We start from the raw sequence: 22,071 nt of genomic DNA on the forward strand, positions 1-22,071 counted from the left end.
GTGGCCAAACAACAAGTAAAGCAAAAAGATACTCCATCTTATCAATATGATGCGATCATCATAGGTACAGGTCCTGGCGGTGAAGGTACCGCCATGAACCTATCTAAAAGTAACAAGAAAGTCGCTGTTATTGAGCGCCAAGAAGCGGTAGGTGGCGGTTGTGTGCACTGGGGTACTATTCCGTCAAAAGCATTACGTCATTCTGTAAGCCGTTATATTGAATATAAAGCAAATCCGCTATTTAATATTAGTGAGCGCCCTAACCGCTTAACTTTCCCAGATATTTTGCGTCACGCAAGTAACGTCATTTCAAAGCAATCTAATTTACGCAGCAGCTTTTATGAGCGTAACCGCATTCATATGTATCAAGGTGATGCTGAATTTATTGATAAACACACTATCAAAGTGACGCACCTAGACGGTTCGTTTGAAACGCTTACTGCACAAACAATCGTTATTGCTACTGGCTCGCGCCCTTACCGTCCACCGGGTGTAGACTTTAAACATCCACGTATATACGACAGCGATACCATTTTAGGCCTTGAAGATGACCCTCATCGTGTGCTGATTTATGGTGCCGGTGTAATTGGTTGTGAGTATGCCTCTATTTTTAAAGGCTTAGGCGCCAAGGTTGACCTAGTGAATACCCGTGACCGCCTACTTGCCTTTATGGATGCGGAAATATCAGATGCTCTAAGCTATCACTTTTGGAATAGCGGTATCGTTATTCGTCATAATGAAGAGTTTGATCGCGTAGAAACTCGCGATGACTGTGTGGTAATGCACTTAAAATCAGGCAAGCGCGTAAAGGCTGACTGCATTTTATTTGCCAATGGTCGTACTGGTAACACAGACACATTAAACCTTGAAGCTGTAGGCCTAAAAGCAGATGGTCGTGGCCAGCTTAGAGTGAACGAAACATACCAAACAGAAGTCGATAACATTTATGCTGTGGGCGATGTAATAGGTTACCCAAGCCTTGCCAGTGCGGCATTTGACCAAGGCCGTATTGCAGCCGATGCGATTGCATGTGGTAACTGTGATGAAAAGCTGATCATTGATATTCCAGCAGGTATTTATACAATCCCTGAAATGAGCTCAGTGGGTAAAACCGAGCAAGAGTTAACTGCTGCAAAAGTCCCTTACGAGGTAGGCCGTGCTCAATTTAAGCATTTAGCGCGTGCGCAAATTGCTGGCACTGAGGTGGGTAGCTTAAAGATTCTATTCCACGTTGATACCAAAGAAGTACTGGGTGTGCACTGCTTCGGTGAGCGTGCCTCTGAAATCGTGCACATCGGCCAAGCGATTATGGAACAAAAGAACGGCGGTAATAACATTGATTACTTTGTAAATACCACGTTCAACTACCCGACTATGGCTGAAGCCTATCGCGTAGCTGCATTAAATGGTTTAAACCGTTTGTTTAAGTAACGAAGTGAATATAATACCCAAACCACCTCAAGATGCGAGTTTCAGTTGGAATTAAAAGCGATTTAGGCAAGGCATTGATTGCAAGTAATAGTGGTTCTATTGTTAAAATCAATAACGCAGTATAAATCGCTTTTAAACCAACCCTTTGGGCGTTTCACAGGCACTTACTCTCATCGTTGTTACTTCTTAAAAGGGACTGCCATTCTTGCAAAGTAACGCCTTGATATTAAGCACCTGTGAAACGCTGAATTCTGCATATTGAGGAGGCTTGGGTATAAAAAAAGCCCGCTTAATGCGGGCTTTTTTACGATTAGCTTTTGCTTATTTGTGGTATTTACCACTGAATTCATGAACCGCGTTGATAAACACACCTGCGTTTTCTGGGTCTACATCTGGTGTAATACCGTGACCTAGGTTGAATACATGGCCAGAACCTGTACCAAAGTCTTCTAGGATAGTGGCAACTTCTTGGCGAATACGCTCAGGCGTGCCATGCAGCATTGCTGGGTCCATGTTGCCTTGCAGCGCGACTTTATCGCCAACACGACGTTTTGCATCACCGATGTTAATAGTCCAGTCTAGACCTACTGCATCACAGCCTGTTGCTGCAATTGCTTCAATCCACTGACCACCATTTTTAGTAAATAACGTCACTGGTACTTTACGGCCATCATGTTCGCGAATTAAGCCATCAACAATCTTGTGCATGTATTGTAATGAAAACTCATTGTAGTCACGTGGGCTTAATACACCGCCCCATGAGTCAAATACCATTAACGATTGCGCGCCCGCTTTAACTTGCGCGTTTAAATAGTCGATTACTGAGTCCGCTAATTTATCAAGTAATAGGTGCAGTGTTTGTGGTTCTGCAAAGGCCATTTTCTTGATTTTACCGAATGTTTTGCTGCTACCACCTTCAACCATGTAAGTGGCAAGTGTCCAAGGTGAACCAGAGAAACCAATTAGCGGTACTTCACCTTTTAATTCGCGACGAATCGTACTTACCGCATTCATCACATAACCAAGCTCATCAGTTGGATCGATATTTGGGATTTTTTTAACATCTGCTAATGAAGAAATCGGACGTTCAAATTTTGGACCTTCACCTGTTTCAAAGTAAAGACCTAAGCCCATAGCATCAGGAATAGTTAAAATATCACTGAATAGAATTGCAGCATCAAGCGGATAACGACGTAATGGCTGTAACGTTACTTCACAAGCAAGTTCAGCGTTTTTACATAAACTCATAAAGTCGCCTGCTTGGGCACGTGTAGCACGGTATTCAGGTAAATAGCGGCCAGCTTGGCGCATCATCCATACCGGTGTGACATCAACAGGTTGCTTTTGTAGTGCACGTAAATAACGATCGTTTTTTAATTCGCTCATGCGTATAGAATCCTAGAACTGAATGAAATTGAGCAGATTGTATCACCATATTGCGCGTCTCACTATGGATAGATAATCAAGGCTAGATATAGATCATGTTTTTTAAGCCAACCTAAGCCTATAGTGTGTTTTTTGAGCGAAAACAAAATAAATTTAAAACTTTTCATTAATAAATTTGCAACATACAAAAAAGCTTGGTATAACTTATCCCGCGTTAACAAAAACAATAATAAAAATCTTATAACAATAAGAACAACAATCTTCCCATAATAATAAGAACGCTTGTTTTAACAAGTCTTAGAAAAAGAATTAAACCACCAATTTTGGTGGTTTTTTCTTTTCTAAATCAGCAAATTACAACTCATCCGCTTAGATAAAAATTGCAAAATTAATACTAGTAGTTTTGAATCAATTCCCATACACTGCAATGAGAGCAAAAAAAGTCCACTCTTAAAATAAGGTTGTTTTTTGGCCTGTTCAGCGCTGAAAAGTATGTCTTTAGAATGACTTTTACAATCTGTTGCAATTAGACACTAAGAATTTAGTTGATCTTTGTGTCATATTTCCTTTTTATATATACAAAGGAAAACCTACTCAGCGAGGAGATGAAATATGCTGACGCGTTTGGAAAAAGCTCAACAAAAGTGGGGTGGTAGTCACTCTGTAATCGACAAATGGCTCACAGAACGTCAAGAGCTGCTTGTGTTGTTCTGCCGTATTGCAGGCTTTTCACCGTACGAAAAGAAAGATCATGCCCTTCCTGATCAGCTGCAAATTCAAAACTTTTGCCAAATTCTGATGGATTACCTTTCTGCTGGCCATTTCGAAATTTACGACGACATTGCCAAAGCGTGTGAAGAAAAAGGTCCTGAGAGCCAAAAGCTGGCGAATGCCTTATACCCGCGCATTTCTGAAACCACAGATGTAGCACTCGACTTTAACGACAAATACGCAGAAGTTGACAAAGATGACTTGCTTGATGAGTTTGATAAAGACCTATCAATCTTAGGCGAAGCACTTGAACTGCGCTTTGAGCTAGAAGATGAGTTAATCGATAACTTATATTCTAATCACACCAGCTAACAGCTTAGTTACACAGCAGAGAAACACTCTCTGCTGAAAAACACCTTTTTGCCTGCCTAAAAAGAATCATCTATTCCATTCGTAACAAATATTTGAAATATTTTCTTCAATGCGATACTCATACTATAAAAACATGAGGCTCGCTATGAATAAACGGTCATTTTTAAAGTCACTTTCAATTCTTGCCGCTGGCGCAAGTTTAACATCAGCTCCTTTAATGGCTGCTCAGAATAGCAGTACCCAAACATTAATTAAGCCAAAAGCGCTGGCAAAAGGCGGCACAATTGGGATATGTAGCCCGTCAGCTGCCACTGCTGAGCAGGCTGATATTTTATTAGCACAAGGCGTTATAGAAGCACTGGGTTACAAGGCTAAGCTTGCACCAAACATTTTAGCAAGACGTGGGCATTTAGCTGGCACTGATGCAATGCGAGCCGGCGACTTAAATAGTTTATTCAGCGACAAAGAGGTTGATGCCATTTTGTGTTTACGTGGCGGTTCAGGCGCTGCCCGTATTTTACCTTTGCTCGACTACGCAATGATCCGTAACAACCCAAAACCTCTAATGGGCTATTCAGATATTACCGCTCTTCACAATGCATTACTGTCTCAAGCAGGGTTAATCAGCTTTCATGGCCCAAATGCATCGAGTGACTGGAACCCGTTTCATGTCGCGCAATTTAAGAACATGTTCGAAGCGCGTAAGTTGATGCATTTCCAAAACTTACCAAAAGCCGATGATGAGCTTGTTAACACACAGTACCTGACCCAAACGATCACATCAGGTAAAGCCTCTGGACGATTAATCGGCGGTAACTTAACAGTACTGACAGCCCTAGCAGGCTCGAATTATTTACCTGACTTTAATGGCGCAATTTTATTTTTAGAAGATATCGACGAAGCGCCGTATCGAATTGACAGAATGATAAGCACACTAAAACTTATGGGCGCACTGGATAAGATTGCAGGCTTTGTATTTGGCGATTGTAATGACTGTAAGCCTGGCCGAGGTTATGGCTCTTTAACCCTTGACGATATTTTTGCAGATTATATAAAACCGCTGGGGATCCCTGCCTATCGTGGGGCTATGATTGGCCATATTAAGCGCCAATTTATCCTGCCTGTTGGCACTGTGGTTGAGCTTAATGCAGATAGTGGCACATTAAAAATGAAAGAAGCGGCATTTAGTTAATAAACTTAGCGCATAAAAAAAGGGCTAAAAAGCCCTTTTTTATTGAGTTAAATATTACTCAGCTGGTACAGCTTTGTCATCGCTTTGGATTTCAAGTAATTCTACTTCAAAAACAAGCGTTGAGTTTGCTGGGATCTTACCAAGATCACGCTCACCGTATGCAAGTTCAGATGGAATAGTGAACTTGTACTTAGAGCCAACTGGCATTAATTGTAAACCTTCAGTCCAACCTGGGATCACACGGTTAAGTGGGAAAGTAGTTGGTTCGTTACGTGAGTAAGAGCTATCGAACTCAGTACCGTCTAATAAAGTGCCTTTGTAGTGTACTTTAACAACGTCAGTTGCTACTGGCTTTTCGCCTTCACCTTCAGTGATAACTTCGTACTGTAGGCCAGACTCAGTTACTGTAACGCCTTCTTTTTTCGCATTTTCAGCTAGGTATTTTTCGCCTTCAGCTTTGCTCTTTTCAGATTCTACTTTCGCTTTTTCTTGTTGTTTAGTGCGAATGCTTTGATCAAGCGCCGTTAACACTTCACGAATTTTTTCGTCATCAAGTTTAGCGTTACCCGCTAGTGCGTCTTCAAAACCACGCTTAAGAAGTGCTTCGTCTAGTTCAACACCTAGCGCTTTTTTATCAGCAAGGTCTTGGTTTAAGAAATTACCAACAGATGCACCAATACCGTATGCTTGTTGTTGAGCTTCAGTCTCTAGTTTCACTTCAGCTTGCTGTTCTTTTTTTGCTTCCTGATTACAAGCTGTAAGCGCTAAAACTGACGCTGCAATCAATGACAATTTAATCGTCTTTCTCATTTTATATCTCCGACACACTTTGCAGTTGTCAATTATTGTATTATTACTAGTTAAAGATTAACGACCTACATGGTAGGCTGCTTGTCTAATAACTAACGTCATGCTTATGCATGATCAGCGATTAGACTAACAACCTAGGCCTTCAACGAGACCTAGTCTAACCTCTCAATCACTAAGAGTTAAGGGGAAATACTCGTAATATGTCGATATTTCGTACTTTTTTGTATCTGCTCAGCCTTTGCTTAGTTGTAGCCTGCTCTGAGCAACATGAGCAATCAACTGCACGCTATGAGCATGCGGCTAAAGGTGCCTTCGCCAGTGCGCTGTCACACGATGGCAAATACAGCTTAATCTCATCAATACACCATGGGGTCGCACTGTGGGATAATCAACAACAGGTGCTAAAATACCAATGGTTTCAACAACAAAATCAAGATAGCTTGGTTCATACTGTTGCTATCTCTTACGACAATAGCCATGCAGTTACCGCTGAGAAGTCCACCTTTGCAGTGTGGGACATTGCCACGGGCAACAACACGGGTTATTACAAAATACACGCCTCAACAATTCGAGATATCGCGATAAGTAACCAAGGGCGCAGTGTGTTATATGGCCGCGCCGACGGTGTAGTCGTTTACCTCGACTTAGAGAGTGGCAGGCGCATAGAGTTCCTTGGCCACCAAGAAAAAGTCAATGTTGTTGATCTATCGCCTAACGGTCACTACGCCATTAGCGGCTCAAATGATTATGTTGCTTACTTTTGGGATACTCGCACAGGGCAAGTGATTCACCGCTTTAATCACCCAAGTCGCGTTACTCAAGTCGCCCTTGATCCACAAGGTCGTTACGCATTTACCGCAGACAGTATGAAGCAAGCAAATGTATGGCAACTGACTACAGGTGATCTTGTTAGCAAACTGGCGTATATTGCGCGTCAGAAAATTTTTACCGCCGTCCGTTTTAATGATGAAGGCACTTTAATTGCTACCGGTTCACCCAATCGATTGGTTGATTTATGGCAGCTAGAGTCAGGTAAAAAATTACAAACGTGGCAAGTGATTCCTCGTGAAGGAAGCCGCCCGAAATCAGCCGTGGTGTTAGATGTTGCGTTTACTGATAACAACCAAGCGTTATTAACCGAAAGCTCCAGCGGATTCGCTGAAAGTTTTAATCTAAGAGAATCAAATGAATACAATTGAAGATCGTCTAATGGAACTTGAAGCGAAAGTCGCTTTTCAAGATGAAACAATTGAAATATTAAACGATGAGCTTAAAGCGCACCAACAGCAGCTGGCTAAAATGAAACGCCAGACAGAGTTACTTGCAGAAAAGATCAAAGAAGCGCAGCAGCCATCTTTAATGTCACAAATGCAAGAGCCGCCACCGCCGCACTATTAATTAGGTAGTGATAGAGCCGGGAATTAATCGCCCGGCTTAAATACACCAATCACCTGCTCAAATTGGCGTGTTGAGGCTTGCACTGCCTGCTCTGGTTGCGTCATTTTGTGGCCACACTGTACGCACTCCACTTTTTCCACATCATGTTCTTTATAAAGCATCATGGTATCCATGGCCTTACACTCAGGGCATGATGCGCCAGCAATAAAGCGTTTCTTTTGTCTCATAGATGATCTCCCGTGGCATGTAGGCGGCTATTTTAGCCTAATAATTCTCTGTTTGATACGATTGCGAAGGCTAATGTGATCCGTGTTATGATAGCGACAATTAAATCAGTGCTGTGCAAGTAAACATTCATGATCCAAATTTCAGACATCGAACTTCTCCGTGGTGGTAACGCCTTACTAAAAGGGGCCTCTGCAACCTTATTCCCAGAGCATAAAGTCGGCCTTGTTGGCGCTAATGGCTGTGGTAAATCAACGCTGTTCGCGCTATTAAAGTCTGAATTGCAACTCGATGCTGGTGAATGCCAAATTCCTAAAGACTGGTCAATTGCTTCTGTGAAGCAAGAAACACCCGCGCTCGAAATCAGTGCCCTCGATTATGTATTACAAGGTCACCCTGAATATTACGCGCTAAGAATTGCGCTACGCGAAGCTGAGCAAAATAACGACGGCGATGCGCAGGCAAAAGCACATATTGGCCTAGAACATATTCAAGGCTATAGCATTGAGGCAAAAGCAGGTGAACTGTTACACGGTTTAGGTTTTAGTAATGAGCAAATAGACAACCCAGTGAGCGCCTTTTCTGGTGGCTGGCGTATGCGCTTAAACTTAGCACAAGCACTTATTCGTGATGCCGATTTATTACTGCTGGATGAGCCAACCAACCACTTAGATCTCGATGCGGTTTACTGGTTAGAGCGCTTTTTACGTGCCTACACAGGCACTCTAGTGCTTATTTCCCATGACCGAGAGTTCTTAGATGCCGTTGTAGACCAAATTTGGCACATAGACGCACAAAAAATAAATGTTTATAAAGGCAATTACTCGCAATTCGAACGCCAAAAAGCAGAGCGCTTATTACAACAACAAGCGATGTTCGAAAAGCAACAAGAGCAAATTGCTCATCTAGAAAAATTCATTACACGCTTCAAAGCAAAAGCCAGTAAGGCTAAGCAAGCACAAAGCCGCGTAAAAGCCTTAGAGCGTATGGAAAAGCTGGCCCCAGCCCATGTTGACTCACCCTTTGATTTTGAGTTTGCCGAACCAACAGCGCTGCCAAACCCATTAATGACTCTCGACCAAGCCAAAGCAGGCTATGGCGACACCACCATTTTGCATAGCATCAAGCTAAACCTAGTGCCGGGTAGCCGTATTGCGCTGCTTGGCCGAAATGGTGCGGGTAAATCAACACTGATTAAATTATTAGCTGGCGATTTACAGCCTCAAGCAGGTGAAGTATTTCAGCATCAGGGCTTAAATATTGGTTACTTTGCGCAGCATCAGCTTGAGTCACTTGATTTAAAAGCCAGTGCAGTGACCCATTTACAACGTTTAAATCCGCAAGCTCCAGAGCAATCACTGCGTGACTTTTTAGGTGGCTTTGCATTCTTTGGCGATAAAGCTCTTGAGCCAGTTGCGCCATTTTCTGGCGGTGAAAAAGCCCGTTTAGTGCTAGCTATGCTGGTGTACCAAAAGCCAAATCTACTGCTACTGGATGAGCCGACTAACCACCTCGATTTAGAAATGCGCCATGCTTTAGTTATGGCGCTGCAAGGCTTTGAAGGCGCTATGGTGACCGTATCGCACGACCGTCATATGCTTAAGAATACCGCTGATGAGTATTACCTCGTTGATAACGGCGAAGTAACACAATTTGGTTATGACCTTGATGCCTATTACCAATGGCTACTGAATGCCAATAAAGAAGCTGCTAAAAGCCCTGAAGACAATGCCCCTAAAGCCCATTCAAGCGTTAACCGCAAAGAGCAAAAGCGCTTAGAAGCTGAGTTCAGAAAGTCAGTGCAGCCGTTGAAAAAGCAAATCGAAAAGCTTGAAAAGCAACTTGATAAGTACTCTACAGAGCTTGGTGAAATCGAAAACGCACTTGCCGACAATGACTTATACAATGATGAAAATAAAGCCAAACTGACAGAGCTACTCGCTAAGCAAGCAAGCTTAACACCCAAGCTTAATGATGTTGAAGAAGAGCTGCTCATGGCACTTGAAGAGCTTGAAGAAAAAGAGCAGGCCTTTGCCGATGAAACCGCTTAACAGCGAACAGTTTTGGCAGTTTGCATGCAAGCTTTACAGCAAAGACGGCATGCAAGCAAAGCTACTAGGCTATCAAGACCAGCTAGGCAAAAATGTTAACCTTTGCCTGCTGCTTTATTATCTTGATTCTTTAGAGCTGGCTGTAACACCCTTTCAACTGAGTGAGCTTGAGTCGTGCATTGCCGAATTTGACCAGCACGCTTTACAGCCCCTACGAGCCACACGCGCCTACCTGAAAACTATTCAAAACGAGATTTCAGACTACCCCACCATCCGCAAAGAGCTACTTAGCGCAGAACTAAAACTAGAAAAACAACAGCAACAATTACTGATAAACACAGCGAATACGATGGTATTCACTCCGTACACAAATGCTGAAAATATAAGGCTTTATGTCGGTAGTTAGTTAGCGAGTTAGCGAGTTAGCGAGTTAGCGAGTTAGCGAGTTAGCGAGTTAGCGAGAGTAAAGTTTAAAGAGTCTAGATCAAGCCAAATTGTGAGAATGGTTCTAATTCGGCACTAAAGTGCCTCCTACGGTATTTTATTTCTGAGTAAGACACTGCACTTAACAACTCCACCGCTCAACTGATGTCTGACGGCTGAAAGCTGATAGCTCCGCTTACGTTGGGTTTCGCTTCGCTCAAACCAACCTACCCGAAGAGTGAACAGGGCGAATGCTGAGTGAGACACCGCACAAAACAATGATCTGACTCCATAAAAGTAGACACCTTTTTGGAGTCAGTAATCATGAAAGTAAAGTCACAGCGTAGATATTCCCTCGAATTTAAAATAAAAGTCGTTCAAGAGTCGTTAGGCACCACAGATACAGTTAAGATGGTCGCGAATAAATACGGAATTCATCCTGACATGCTATCAAGTTGGAGAAGTCACATGACCTCGAAGAAGAAAACAGCAAAGCCATTAAAGAACCAAGGCCCTGACAAATCATACACAGATTTAGAACGCCAAATTCGCAAGCTTGAGAAGCAACTCGAAGATGCTCAGTTGGAGAATGACGTTTTAAAAAAGGCGAAGGCCTACTTCGACAGCCTAAAAGAATAAGGTTCGAATATATCCACAAGGTCACAGATGCCAAACGCACAGTGAAGAAGTTGTGCAGTTGGTTATCTGTGTCGCCGGCTGGGTATTATAAATGGTTAAAGCAATTACCTAGCACGCGCCAGAAAGAGAACAGTTCGTTACTTAAATTTCTAAAGCATATTAGCGACCAGGAGCACTGTATCCCTGGTTATAGAAAGCTTTGGGAAGCAGCGGTAGCGCATGGTTTTGATTGCAGTAAAGGGCGTGTGCAGAGGCTGTTACAAAGCGTTGGGTATCGTTCAAAGTCAGGTAAGAGGCGCTATACAAGCCGCGCGAAGAAAGAAGGTACAATCAAAGCGAGTAACTTACTACGACGCCAGTTTAAAGTTGATACAGCAAATACCGTGTGGGTTTCAGATATCACACAAGTACGCTGTAAAGATGGTTGGCAGTATTTATGCGTCATCCTTGACTTGTACTCTCGAAAGGTTGTTGGCTGGGTAACAAGCCGGATAAACAACGCCGAGTTAGTTATTAAAACACTGAGAAAAGCATGGTCAGCACGCAAACCTGATGGTGCGAACTTGCTCTTTCATTCAGACCAAGGAGCTCAGTATGTCGCAAAGGAAACAGTGAAGTGGTTAACTAATAGAGGTGTCACAGTGAGTATGTCTAGAAAAGGCAACTGCTGGGATAACGCATGCTCAGAAAGCTTCTTCGCGCAGTATAAAAAGGAGTGGATAAAGAATTTAAATGAACTGAGTCGTAGTGAAATGACAACACAAACGTATTTTTATATTGAAAAATACTACAACTCAATAAGAAGGCATGGCACCCTAGGGTATAAAAGTCCCATGCAGTACGAACAAATTAATTAAACCCCGTGTCTACTTTATCGGGGTCAGATCATCAAACTGACAGCTTACGGCTGATAGCTGACAGCTCACTATCAGCAGTTCAACAACTTCTGCGTTACGCTTGATTGTGGGTTTTGGAAAATCGCTTCAGTTTGGCCGTATTCAACAATCTCACCGTGATCAAGTACCACAAGTTGGTCGCTAATATGACGCACTAAACTTAGGTGATGAGTAATAAGCACATAGCTAAGGCCAGTATCTTTTTGTAGACGCAGTAATAAGTTTACCGTTTGTGCGCGTACAGACGGGTCTAGAGACGATAACGCCTCATCGAGCACTACAACCTTAGGGTCTAAAATTAAAGCCCGTGCAAGCGCTATACGTTGTAATTGACCACTACTAAACATATGCGGGTAGTAGTGCTGATGATCTAACAGCAAACCCACTTTTGCGAGGGTTTGTTTAATTTTATCTTCACGCTCTTCTTTGTTTAAGTCAGTGTTGTACTGTAAACAGTCATTAAGCATGTCGCCAATGGTTAAACCTGGGTTCAACGACGCTTCAGAGTCTTGGAAGATCATACGAATATGGCGACAGTCGTTATCACGCAAGCCATCATTTTCGATGATATTACCATCGAGCAAAATTTGCCCTTTATCAGCATTATCGGCTCCTGAGAGTAATTTAGCTAAGGTACTTTTGCCTGAGCCGGTTTCGCCGATAATTGCAATGGTTTCACCTTGCCCTAAGCAAAACGAAATATCTTTTAAAACAGAGAATCGTTTGCGTGAGAACAAGCCTGCACGCAGGTTAAAACTCTTTGATAACGCTTGAACTTTGAGCAGTGGTTGCATTATTTCATCGCCTTAATTAATGGGAAATGGCAGGCATAACTATGACTATGATGCTTGGTCAATTTCGGGGTAACCACACATTCTTTTTGTGCTTGTGGGCAACGTGGACCCAAGCGGCAGCCTATTGGCAAATGCTGCAAGGTCGGAATGGTGCCTTTTAAAGCATAAAACGGCTCTTTGTGGGCAAGCCCTTGCTCGTAGTCTGGTAAGCTTTTTAACAGTGCTTGAGTATACGGATGATATGGCTGACTAAAAATACGATTAGTTGGGCCAGCTTCAACCATTTGTCCGCAGTAAAGAACATGCATGCCATGAGACCACTCAACAATTTCTTCAAGTTCGTGAGAAATCATCAAAATCGACATATTCTTTAGCTGGTTCAAGCTTTTTAACAGTCTAAACACCTGCGCACGCGTGGTGCTTTCAAGGGCGGTAGTTGGCTCATCGGCAATCAATAGTTTTGGGGTACGCGCAATGGCCATGGCAATCATTACTTTTTGACAAATCCCTTCAGAGAGCTCATGAGGGTAGCTGTCGAGTACCTTTTTATGATCTTTAATACCGACCTTGTGGATTAACGCTTTTACTCTGTCTTTACGCTGTTTATTTCGCTTTAAGAAAAAGCCACTGGTTGCTTGCGCAGGCAGGGTTTCGGCAATTTGGTCAAATATCTTGGCAGTTGGATCTAGGCAGCGACTCGGATCTTGGTAGATCATAGCAATGTCTTGACCTACTAGTTTACGGCGTTGCTCGTTAGATAAGCGCATTAAATCAACACCACGCCAATGCATGCGATCTGCGGTGATATGCCAGCGTTTATTTAAAACCCCAACAATGGCTTTTGCAATTAAGCTTTTACCTGAGCCAGACTCGCCAACTAAAGCATGCACTTCACCTTCTTTTAAGGTCATGCTGACTCTATCAACCGCACGAATAACGGTATCTGAGGTGCGTAACTCTATCGTGAGATTGCGAATATCGAGTAATTGCATAATTAGTCGGCCTTACGTTCTTTAAGCACTTGGCGTAAACCGTCACCTACTAAATTGGTAGACAGTACTGCTAAAAATAATAATACGCCCGGTAAGCCAACAGTCCAAGGGGCAAGGTAAATTAAACCCAGGTTCTCAGCCAAAATGGCGCCCCATTCTGTGGTTGGGGGCTGTGCGCCCAATTTTAAAAAGCCAAGTGCCGAGATATCCAAAATAGCCGTAGAAAGCGCCATGGTAAAAATAACCACAATATGCTCGTAAATATTCGGGAAGATACCACGGGCGAGAATATGCCAGTTTGACGCACCATCCAGTTTAAACGCTGTAATGTAATCTTTGCTAAGCTCTTCAACAATTAAGTTACGTACCGAGTGAATAAATTGAGGCAATAAAGCTAAAATAATCGCCCATACTGTATTCATTAAGCCCGGGCCAAGAATCGCAATAATAATGATGGCTAGTAACAGCGATGGAATAGATAACGTAATATCAAGCAAGTGATTCAAAAAGCTTGAGCGAATACCCCGACTGATCCCCGCAAAAGTACCCACTAATACCCCAATTACTGTGGTGATCAAAGCTGCGACAACCGACAAACCAAAGGTGTAGGTTGCACCATTCATTAAGCGCGATAACACATCTCGCCCTAAATCGTCGGTGCCTAATAAAAAGCGTACGTCACCTGCATCATGCCACGATGGCGGTAACAGCAGCGCATCGCTGTGTTGTTGGTTCACGCCATAAGGTGCAAGGAGTGGTGCAGATACAGCCAGTAACACTAACGCAATAAACAACCATAAACCCACAAGGGCAGGGTGATTGGTTTTAAATTTCTTCCAAAATCGCGCTAACGGCGATTTATTCGACTCTTCAGAGAATAAATTAAACTTTGCCATGAGCTTGGTTCCGCGATAATGGGTCGAATAAGGTATAAGTGAGCTCAGCAATAATGGTAGCTAAAATAACGAACATAGAAACAGCGAGTAAGCCACCTTGAATCGCAGGGTAGTCGCGCTGATAAATACTATCGATAAGCCAACGACCAATGCCCGGCCATGAGAAAATAACTTCGGTGATCATCGCAAGGGTGATCAAGGTACTAAACTGTAAACCTATTTGTTTAATAACTGGTAGCAGCGCATTACGCAGAGCGTGGTGAAGGATCAGCTGTGCACGGTTTAAGCCTTTAGCGCGCGCTGTTTTAATGTAACTTTGATCGAGTACTTTCAGCATTGAATCACGAGTAAAGCGAACCAGTACCGTGGTCGGATACATGGCAAGTACAATGGTCGGCAAGGTTAGATGGTGTATTGCATCTAAAAATGCCATGCCATCATACGGAAAGTCACCTAATATGATATCGATTAAAATAAAGCCGGTAATAGGTTCAATTTCGTAAAGTAGACCCATACGGCCCGACATCGGAAACCAACCGAGTTGCAGTGAAAACACCATGATCAACAATAGCGCTAACCAAAAAACAGGCATCGAGTAGCCAATAAGCGTGCCTGAGTTTATAAATTTGTCTGGCCAACGTTTGTAGTAAGCAGAAGCTAAAATACCGCCCGGTACGCCTACAGCAACAGAGACAAACAATGCATACAGGCTAAGCTCTAACGTTGCAGGAAATAAGTCTTGAATATGCTGAAATACGCTTTCGCCAGATGCAAATGAAATACCCCAATCACCCTGAATAATACGCTCTAAAAAAGCAAAGTATTGCACTACGTAGTTTTCAGTAAAATGGAACTTATCTTCAAGCGCACTGGTTTGTGAGAAGGTGCTATTGGTAATACCGCTTAAGTTAGTTAGCGCATCACCCGGGAACAAAAAGCTCAATGAAAAGGTAAAGATACTCAGTGTCAGCATCATAAACATCAATAGTGCTAAGCGGCGCAGAATATAATCTAAGATCATTATTCTTTCCTCGCATTAGCTAGTGAAATGCCACCAAAAGGGCTTAAGCTGATGCCTTTAACATCACTACTTGCTGCTTGAAAGCGCATACCATGGGCTATCGGTAAAATAGGCAGCTCTTGCACTATGATCCGCTGTGCTTGATTGTAGTATTGTTTACGCTTTTCAAGATCTGTTGTGTCTAAGGCTTGTGTAAGTAATAAATCAAACTCAGGGTGACACCAATTTGCTGGGTTTTTACCACTGAAAGTCGCAGTACAACTTAATAATGGGCTCATAAAGTTATCAGGGTCTGGTGTATCTGCAGCCCAACCAAGTAACACGCTATCGTGTCTATGTTCACCAATTCGTTGTAAAAAGGTATTCCACTCGTACTCGACGATATTAACGTTCACACCAATCTTGCGTAAATCACTTTGCATCAGCTCAGCCATTTTACGGGCATTGGGGTTATAAATACGGCTTACTGGCATAGCCCAAATATTCATATCAAAGCCATTTTTGTAGCCAGCTTCTGCGAGTAATGTTTTGGCAAGTGCAGGGTTAAATTCTGGCATGGCTTTTTGCGCTTCAAATGCCCAAGAAGCCGGAGGCAGTAAAGACTGCGCTTTAATGCCGTTTCCGTAATATACCGCTTGCATGATTTTATCGACATCAATGGCGCTTGCGAGTGCTTGGCGTACACGTACATCATCAAAAGGCGGGCGCTCTGTGTTAAACGCCCAATAACCAATATTTAAGTTTTGCTCTTTTTGAACTCTAATATCTTCACGTTGCGATAAAATACTTAGCTGCGCGCTGCTTGGGTGCGCAGTCACATCACACTCTTTAGTGAGCATTTTCGCAACGCGTGTGGTGCCGTTTGGGGTAATGTCATATACCAATTGCTCAAGCACAACCGGGTGTTTCCAGTAGTCAGGGTTACGGTAATAGCGAATTAAACGGTCGCGACGATATTCTTTATATACATAAGGGCCAGTACCCACAGGGTATTGGTCAAATAAGTTTTCTTGATTTCGCGCTTTAAGCTGCATGGCGTATTCTTCGGATAACACCACGGCAAAGTCAGTTGCAAGGTTTGCTAAAAAGCTGCTTTCAGCATTATAAAGTTCAAACCGTACTTGGTAATCAGAAACACGCACAATGCGACGAATAAGCTGATCAATACCCACACTTTGAAAATAAGGGTAGCTGGCATCACCAACAAAGTGATAAGGGTTATAAACGTCGAATAAGCGGCTGAAAGTAAAAATTACATCATCAGCGTTAAAATCACGGCTTGGGTTAAAGTATTTTGTGGTATGAAATTTAACCCCTTTACGCAGGGTAAAGGTAATTGCTTTGCCGTCTGGGCTAATTTTCCAATCAGTTGCCAGCTCTGCTTTAAACTCGGCAGACACCGGATCAATACTTAACAGGCGATCATAAAGCTGATTGGCGATAATATCGATAGTCGAACCTGTCGTTGTCACTTGCGGATTAAACGACACAGGGTTTGCTTCAGCGCAATAGACTAAGCCCTGGTTCTTTTGTTCTGTGGTTTTTTCTTCGTTATCTAGGCAGCCTACTAAGCACACCAAAGACAAAGCAAGTAACGGTTTAAACACCTGATTAGCCTCTAACTATTGCTGCTGATCTAATAAATTGTATTTTTTCAAATAGCCACGTAATTGATGATACGTTAATTCTAAGTGTTCTGCAGTTTTCTTTTGGTTAAATTGGCTATGTTCAAGCGCTTTTTTAATGACATCAATTTCAAAGTCGTTAGACAGCTGCTTTAAATTACAAGGAAATTGAATGTCGGGCTTATTGAGTGTCACAACGTCTTGATTTTGTGTCGTGGCGATAGGCGCAGCTTCGACGTTTGCAACAGGGGCACTGCTAACTGCAGCTTTAACGCGCTGTTTAGGTCTAAATTTACTCGCAAATGGGTCTAAAATAATCTGGTGAACGGGAATATGTTCATTACCATGGCGATATAAGCTACGTTCAACCACATTCTTTAACTCACGAATATTACCCGGCCACTCATAAGATTGTAGCGTTTCGATGGCGCTACGCGTAAAGCCACTAAATAGCTCCCACTCAAGGTCGCGGGCCATGTTAATTGCAAATTGTTCTGCCAATAACATGATATCTTCTTGACGTTCACGCAGCGGGGGCAGGGTAATAACATCAAAGGCGAGGCGGTCGAGTAAGTCGCTTCTAAATTCGCCTTGCTCAGCAAGGGTTGGTAAGTCTTCATTGGTCGCACAGACTAATCGGGTATCGACTTTAACGGTTTGCTTACCACCAACGCGTTCAAATTCGCCGTATTCAATAACGCGTAGTAGTTTTTCTTGTACCATCGCCGAGGTATTGGCTAATTCATCAAGGAATAGCGTACCGCCATTAGCACGTTCAAAGCGGCCTTCGTGGCGTTTACTAGCACCGGTGAATGCGCCACTTTCATGACCAAATAATTCACTTTCGAGCAGGTTTTCGTTAAGCGCTGCACAGTTGAGCTTTATATAGTTTTGGTCCCAACGCTTAGATAAGAAGTGCAAACGCGCAGCAATAAGTTCTTTACCCGTACCGCGCTCACCAATAATAAGGACTGGCTTTTCTAAACTGGCAAGTTGCGAAACTTGATCAAGCACACTTAAAAAACTGTCAGATTGGCCGAGTAAATTATCCTGTTGGCGAAATTGGCTCATATTCCCTAACTCTTAGTCATTTTTACTAAGATCTAGTGTATTTCATTATCTATGAGAACTAAAGAAATTTATAAATTTAGTTTAACTGTTTGAATATATTAAGTTATTCTAAGTTTATAAAAGTTGGCAAGCATATTGATACTAGATATACCAACTGATTAAGTTAAAACACCAAAGAGGTAAATGTTATGGGAATTTTTTCACGTTTTGCAGACATCGTTAATTCTAATATCAATGCCATCTTAGATAAAGCAGAAGACCCAGAAAAAATGGTTCGCCTGATCATCCAAGAGATGGAAGATACATTAGTAGAAGTTCGCTCTACATCAGCAAAAACACTTGCTGAGAAAAAAGAGCTAGTACGTCGCGTTGAAACTTTAAAAGTTCAAGTTGCAGACTGGCAAGAAAAAGCTGAATTAGCACTAAGTAAAGACCGTGATGATTTAGCACGTGCAGCACTGATTGAAAAGCAAAAGTCAGCAGATGCAGTCGCAGCGGTTGAAACTGAGCTTGAGCATGTAGAGTCTCACATCGAGAAACTACAGCAAGAAGTGAGCACCTTACAAGAGAAGCTTGCTGATGCAAAAGCGCGTCAAAAAGCAATCATCTTACGCCAACGCTCTGCAGAGTCGCGTCTTGAAGTTAAAAAAGCACTCGACAGCTCTAAAGTTGAAGACGCTTTAAACCGCTTCGAACGTTACGAAAGTAAGATCGATGGTCTAGAATCACAAATAGAGTCTTATGATCTTGGTAAAAAATCATTAGCTGACGAAATTGCTGGTCTTCAGCAAGACGAAAAGATTGATGATGAGCTAGCTGAGCTTAAGAAAAAACTAGCAGATAAAAAATAATAAATGGGGGCGAGTCCCCCAATGCTTAAACACATAACGGATTGACAGGAGAGTACCATGTTCGACGCAGAAGTTTTGATGGCACCGATTATTGTTTTTATGGTGGTTGTTGCCCCACTTTGGCTAATTTTACATTACCGTAGTAAAAAACAAGTGAGCCAAGGTTTAAGTGAACACGAGCACCGCCAATTATTAGAGCTTGCACAAAAAGCGGATAAAATGGCAGAGCGTGTTGAAACATTAGAAGCCTTACTTGATCAAGAGGCTCCGCAGTGGAGACGTAAAGTATGAGTACCAAACGCGAATTATTTAGAGACGCAGAGCGCGGTAAAATAGCTGGCGTGTGCGCAGGTATCAGCGATTACTTTAACATGGAGCTTTGGCTGGTACGCATTTTAGTGGTGACAGCAGTACTTTTATCAGGCGGCCCGTTTATTGTTGTTGCTTACATTGCTGCTTGGTTTATTTTAGACAAAAAACCGACTGAAAAAGCAGATAAAAGCGCAGACAGCATTCACCAAGACCCGCTTGAAGTAAAATTTAAAGTATGGCAAAAAGGGGAACCACCTCGCCGTGCATTGCAAGATTTAAAAGATCGTCTTGCTCGAGTTGATGGTCGTTTACAAGAGATGGAACGCTATGTCACATCAACAGAATTTACGGTTAGCCGTGAAATCAACAAACTTTAAAGGACATATACGCACCTTGTTTGCATCGTGATACCCAGCGCAAATAAGGTGCTAGACACTTTATGAGCCAATCATTTGCAAAGAACACCTTTAATTCGTTAAAAAATAAAGCGGAAAAAGCCCTTCATCGTAGTTTAGATCAACACGTGAAGTTAGCCGTCACAGGCTTAAGTGGCAGCGGCAAAACCGCTTTTATTACCGCCTTGGTTAAACACTTAACCAGCCAAGCTGACGATAAAAACTTACCTTTTTTTGATGTGATGCGCGAAAAGCGTCATATCGCCACAAAAATAGTGCCGCAGCAAGCACTGACAATACCGACATTTGAATATACCAATGCATTATCGGCGTTGTTACCTGTTGAGGGTGAGCCAACATGGCCTGCATCCACTGAGCGTATAAATACGCTACGTTTAGCAATTAAATACCAAAGTAACTCGGGGCTGCGTGGTCACTTCGCACCGCAATCAACACTCTATTTAGACATTATTGATTACCCTGGTGAATGGCTACTTGATTTACCAATGCTAGAGCAATCATTTGCTGATTGGTGTGAGTCACAATACTCACTCTTGCAGCAAACAGCACGCAACGAAAAGGCTAAGCCATTTTTAACCGCCCTTGCTGAACTTGATTTATCTGCAAGTGTTGATGAAAGCAAACTTGCTGATGTCGCTGCGCTTTATCAACAGTTATTAGTCGGCCTTAAAAAAGACACCAAACTTGCCATGCTGCAACCTGGTCGCATGCTGATGCCAGGGGAGCTTAAAGGGGCGCCGTTACTGCAGTTTTTTCCGGTTGCTAATGTGCCAGACGACATAACCGAAGGGTCTAATTTAGCGCATCTTAAAAAGCGCTATAAAGCCTATGTAAAAGAGGTTGTAAAACCTTTTTACGAGCAGCATTTTCGTCATTTTGATCGACAAATTGTGCTGGTGGATGTGCTCAGTGCCTTGAATGAAGGCAGCGAAACGCTGCATGAGCAAAGTCGTGTTATTAACCAATTGCTGGCGCACTTTAATTATGGTGAAGCAAGCTTCTTTAAGCGTTTGTTTAAACCAAATATCGACAAGCTACTGTTTGCGGCCAATAAGTCAGATCATATTAGTGCGCAATATCATAAAGATTTAGCGCTATTGCTTGACTCAATCGTGCATGACCAATCGAATCATTTAAAGTTCGAAGGTGTGCAAATCGAAACCATGGCAATGTCATCTATCTGCGCTACAGAGCCGCGCCAAGTGGCTGAAAAAGGCCAGCAGTTAGCCTGTATTTATGGCAAGCCTTTAGGCGAACAAGAATGGCTGACGTATTTACCGCCGCAGCCACCGTCACGCCTGCTCAACAAACAAGAGTGGCCAAAACAGGGCTTTGAGTTCTTATCGTTTTCGCCACTGCCATGCCCTGATAAACGGTTAAAGCATATTCGTTTAGATCATGTCATGCAGTATCTGATAGGAGATAAACTAACATGAGTGAGCAACCAAAGGAGATGAACTTTCAGGCAGGTCGCCGTATTTCAAGCTCTGCAAGCAACGAAGCTCCTACAGAGGAGTTAACTGTTGCTAAAGTGATAGAAAACGCCGAATTTATCGACACTGAAGAAGATCAGCAAGATAGCATTGAGCTTGAGCCTGTGTATAAAAAGTCGAAATGGCAAACCCTAAAAGGGGTGTTTGTTGTTAGCTTTTTAATTTTAGTGTTACTTGAGTTTGCGATGTCATTGTTTGTGACGTTTCAGCAATCAATTATTTTAGGTTCGGTGTATTTAACGGCTGTTCTCAGTGGTGTGCTACTGATTGCCCGTGTTATTTGGCGCGAGTACCGCATGCTAAGAAGTTTGAAGCGCAATCAATTGCATCGTACCGAGGCCGACCGCTTACTCAATAGCGAGCAAGTAGGTGAAGCATTACCGTGGCTTGAAAAGCTTAATAAGCATCAAACGCTTACTGGGTTTGAAGAGTTTAAGCAACAAATTGCAAGTCACCATACAGATAAAGAAATCATGACCTTATACGCCGATAGTTTATTGGTCAGCCAAGATCAGCAAGCGAAAAAACTGATTAACCGTTTTGCCACTGAGTCTGGCTTATTGGTGGCGCTAAGCCCACTGGCTTTAGTCGATATGATGGCGGTGCTATGGCGTGGCACTAAGCTCATTGAGCAAATTGGCCGTATTTACGGTATTGGTTTTGGTTATGCAAGCCGTATTAAATTGTATCGCTTATTAGTGAAACAAGTACTGTTTGTTGGTAGTGCAGAGTTAGTCTCAGATTTAGCAGCAACGGCACTAAGCGCTGAATTACTGGGAAAATTGTCGGGCCGTGCAGCGCAAGGGCTAAGTGCCGGTATTTTTACCGCACGTATAGGGTATAAAGCGATGGAGCTTAGCCGCCCGTTACCTCGCTTAGAGCATAAGCGTAGCTTGCTGAAAGAAACCGCTAATAGTATTGCTCGTAAAATTGCCTCACGTACGAGCGACAAAGAGAGCGAAAATACAAAATGACAACTTTTGTGTACAGTTAATAAAAACAGCTGAGTGATATTTAGCCATCTGAGCATCCGGCATGCTTGTGCATCGTGGGTATCTACGTTTTA

General features: G+C 42.7%; 22 protein-coding genes. 13 read left to right on the plus strand and 9 right to left on the minus strand.

What is annotated here, in order from left to right:
• On the plus strand, nucleotides 1-1,431 hold the full coding sequence (gene sthA, locus HUS61_RS09920) for a Si-specific NAD(P)(+) transhydrogenase (RefSeq protein WP_062564769.1): 1,431 nt from the start codon (nucleotides 1-3) through the stop codon (nucleotides 1,429-1,431).
• Nucleotides 1,432-1,752: 321 nt separating this feature from the next.
• Here sthA and hemE read toward each other — a convergent pair whose 3' ends face one another.
• Complete coding sequence (gene hemE, locus HUS61_RS09925) at nucleotides 1,753-2,817, minus strand: uroporphyrinogen decarboxylase (RefSeq protein WP_054562901.1); 1,065 nt, start codon at nucleotides 2,815-2,817, stop codon at nucleotides 1,753-1,755.
• A gap of 612 nt (nucleotides 2,818-3,429) precedes the next feature.
• Between hemE and HUS61_RS09930 the strand changes: the two genes are divergently transcribed.
• Both HUS61_RS09930 and HUS61_RS09935 read left to right on the plus strand, forming a co-directional pair.
• A complete protein-coding gene (locus HUS61_RS09930) occupies nucleotides 3,430-3,900 on the plus strand; it encodes an Rsd/AlgQ family anti-sigma factor (RefSeq protein WP_054562902.1) in 471 nt (156 codons plus the stop codon).
• Nucleotides 3,901-4,045: 145 nt separating this feature from the next.
• Nucleotides 4,046-5,092: an LD-carboxypeptidase gene (locus HUS61_RS09935; protein WP_175083630.1), complete on the plus strand. Its 1,047-nt coding sequence runs from the start codon at nucleotides 4,046-4,048 to the stop codon at nucleotides 5,090-5,092.
• A gap of 54 nt (nucleotides 5,093-5,146) precedes the next feature.
• Here HUS61_RS09935 and fkpA read toward each other — a convergent pair whose 3' ends face one another.
• On the minus strand, nucleotides 5,147-5,902 hold the full coding sequence (gene fkpA / locus HUS61_RS09940; protein ID WP_054562904.1) for an FKBP-type peptidyl-prolyl cis-trans isomerase: 756 nt from the start codon (nucleotides 5,900-5,902) through the stop codon (nucleotides 5,147-5,149).
• A gap of 200 nt (nucleotides 5,903-6,102) precedes the next feature.
• Between fkpA and HUS61_RS09945 the strand changes: the two genes are divergently transcribed.
• Nucleotides 6,103-7,101, plus strand: coding sequence for a WD40 repeat domain-containing protein (locus tag HUS61_RS09945; RefSeq protein WP_063529198.1), 999 nt, complete (start codon nucleotides 6,103-6,105; stop codon nucleotides 7,099-7,101).
• Nucleotides 7,088-7,300: a SlyX family protein gene (locus tag HUS61_RS09950; RefSeq protein ID WP_054554490.1), complete on the plus strand. Its 213-nt coding sequence runs from the start codon at nucleotides 7,088-7,090 to the stop codon at nucleotides 7,298-7,300. Before HUS61_RS09945 ends, HUS61_RS09950 begins: the two co-directional genes overlap by 14 nt.
• Nucleotides 7,301-7,323: 23 nt before the next feature.
• Here HUS61_RS09950 and HUS61_RS09955 read toward each other — a convergent pair whose 3' ends face one another.
• Entirely contained in the window at nucleotides 7,324-7,527 is a 204-nt protein-coding gene (locus HUS61_RS09955; protein WP_054562906.1) for a YheV family putative zinc ribbon protein, read from the minus strand.
• Nucleotides 7,528-7,656: 129 nt separating this feature from the next.
• Between HUS61_RS09955 and HUS61_RS09960 the strand changes: the two genes are divergently transcribed.
• The 3 genes from HUS61_RS09960 (at nucleotide 7,657) to HUS61_RS09970 (ending at nucleotide 11,495) form a co-directional block, all read left to right on the plus strand.
• Nucleotides 7,657-9,576 carry an ATP-binding cassette domain-containing protein gene (locus HUS61_RS09960; RefSeq protein WP_175083631.1) on the plus strand — a complete coding sequence of 640 codons (1,920 nt, stop codon included), beginning with the start codon at nucleotides 7,657-7,659 and terminating at the stop codon, nucleotides 9,574-9,576.
• Nucleotides 9,563-9,982 carry a TIGR02444 family protein gene (locus HUS61_RS09965; RefSeq protein WP_175083632.1) on the plus strand — a complete coding sequence of 140 codons (420 nt, stop codon included), beginning with the start codon at nucleotides 9,563-9,565 and terminating at the stop codon, nucleotides 9,980-9,982. The genes HUS61_RS09960 and HUS61_RS09965 overlap by 14 nt, the downstream gene beginning before the upstream one ends.
• A gap of 341 nt (nucleotides 9,983-10,323) precedes the next feature.
• Nucleotides 10,324-11,495 (plus strand): IS3 family transposase gene (locus HUS61_RS09970; protein ID WP_175086993.1). Its coding sequence is split into 2 segments (ribosomal slippage): nucleotides 10,324-10,597 and nucleotides 10,597-11,495, totalling 1,173 coding nucleotides; the frame shifts between segments, so codons are not numbered across the junction.
• 71 nt (nucleotides 11,496-11,566) lie between these two features.
• Here HUS61_RS09970 and HUS61_RS09975 read toward each other — a convergent pair.
• Genes HUS61_RS09975 through pspF form a run of 6 tightly spaced genes read right to left on the minus strand, consistent with a single transcriptional unit; the run spans nucleotide 11,567 to nucleotide 17,933 of the window.
• A complete protein-coding gene (locus HUS61_RS09975) occupies nucleotides 11,567-12,328 on the minus strand; it encodes an ATP-binding cassette domain-containing protein (protein ID WP_175082840.1) in 762 nt (253 codons plus the stop codon).
• The gene (locus HUS61_RS09980) at nucleotides 12,328-13,320 is read right to left on the minus strand and encodes an oligopeptide/dipeptide ABC transporter ATP-binding protein (protein ID WP_054562069.1); all 993 of its coding nucleotides are present in this window, start codon (nucleotides 13,318-13,320) and stop codon (nucleotides 12,328-12,330) included. Before HUS61_RS09980 ends, HUS61_RS09975 begins: the two co-directional genes overlap by 1 nt.
• A gap of 2 nt (nucleotides 13,321-13,322) precedes the next feature.
• Entirely contained in the window at nucleotides 13,323-14,216 is an 894-nt protein-coding gene (locus HUS61_RS09985) for an ABC transporter permease subunit (protein WP_175082839.1), read from the minus strand.
• A complete protein-coding gene (locus HUS61_RS09990; RefSeq protein ID WP_058586296.1) occupies nucleotides 14,203-15,237 on the minus strand; it encodes an ABC transporter permease subunit in 1,035 nt (344 codons plus the stop codon). The genes HUS61_RS09985 and HUS61_RS09990 overlap by 14 nt, the downstream gene beginning before the upstream one ends.
• Complete coding sequence (locus tag HUS61_RS09995; protein WP_175082838.1) at nucleotides 15,237-16,844, minus strand: ABC transporter substrate-binding protein; 1,608 nt, start codon at nucleotides 16,842-16,844, stop codon at nucleotides 15,237-15,239. Before HUS61_RS09995 ends, HUS61_RS09990 begins: the two co-directional genes overlap by 1 nt.
• 15 nt (nucleotides 16,845-16,859) lie before the next feature.
• Entirely contained in the window at nucleotides 16,860-17,933 is a 1,074-nt protein-coding gene (pspF, locus tag HUS61_RS10000) for a phage shock protein operon transcriptional activator (protein ID WP_054562065.1), read from the minus strand.
• Nucleotides 17,934-18,121: 188 nt separating this feature from the next.
• Between pspF and pspA the strand changes: the two genes are divergently transcribed.
• The 5 genes from pspA (at nucleotide 18,122) to HUS61_RS10025 (ending at nucleotide 21,979) form a co-directional block, all read left to right on the plus strand.
• Nucleotides 18,122-18,784 (plus strand): phage shock protein PspA, encoded by a 663-nt coding sequence (pspA, locus tag HUS61_RS10005; RefSeq protein WP_175082837.1) that lies wholly within the window; start codon nucleotides 18,122-18,124, stop codon nucleotides 18,782-18,784.
• Between the two features lie 57 nt (nucleotides 18,785-18,841).
• Nucleotides 18,842-19,075: an envelope stress response membrane protein PspB gene (gene pspB, locus HUS61_RS10010; RefSeq protein WP_036969793.1), complete on the plus strand. Its 234-nt coding sequence runs from the start codon at nucleotides 18,842-18,844 to the stop codon at nucleotides 19,073-19,075.
• Nucleotides 19,072-19,473, plus strand: a complete 402-nt coding sequence (gene pspC / locus HUS61_RS10015) for an envelope stress response membrane protein PspC (RefSeq protein WP_063706824.1) — start codon at nucleotides 19,072-19,074, stop codon at nucleotides 19,471-19,473. The genes pspB and pspC overlap by 4 nt, the downstream gene beginning before the upstream one ends.
• Nucleotides 19,474-19,535: 62 nt before the next feature.
• Nucleotides 19,536-20,948 (plus strand): YcjX family protein, encoded by a 1,413-nt coding sequence (locus HUS61_RS10020; protein WP_175082836.1) that lies wholly within the window; start codon nucleotides 19,536-19,538, stop codon nucleotides 20,946-20,948.
• A complete protein-coding gene (locus HUS61_RS10025; RefSeq protein WP_175082835.1) occupies nucleotides 20,945-21,979 on the plus strand; it encodes a TIGR01620 family protein in 1,035 nt (344 codons plus the stop codon). The genes HUS61_RS10020 and HUS61_RS10025 overlap by 4 nt, the downstream gene beginning before the upstream one ends.
• Nucleotides 21,980-22,071: the final 92 nt, after the last annotated feature.

The organism is Pseudoalteromonas sp. 0802 (assembly GCF_013350085.1).
In the GTDB taxonomy this organism is placed as follows: domain Bacteria; phylum Pseudomonadota; class Gammaproteobacteria; order Enterobacterales; family Alteromonadaceae; genus Pseudoalteromonas.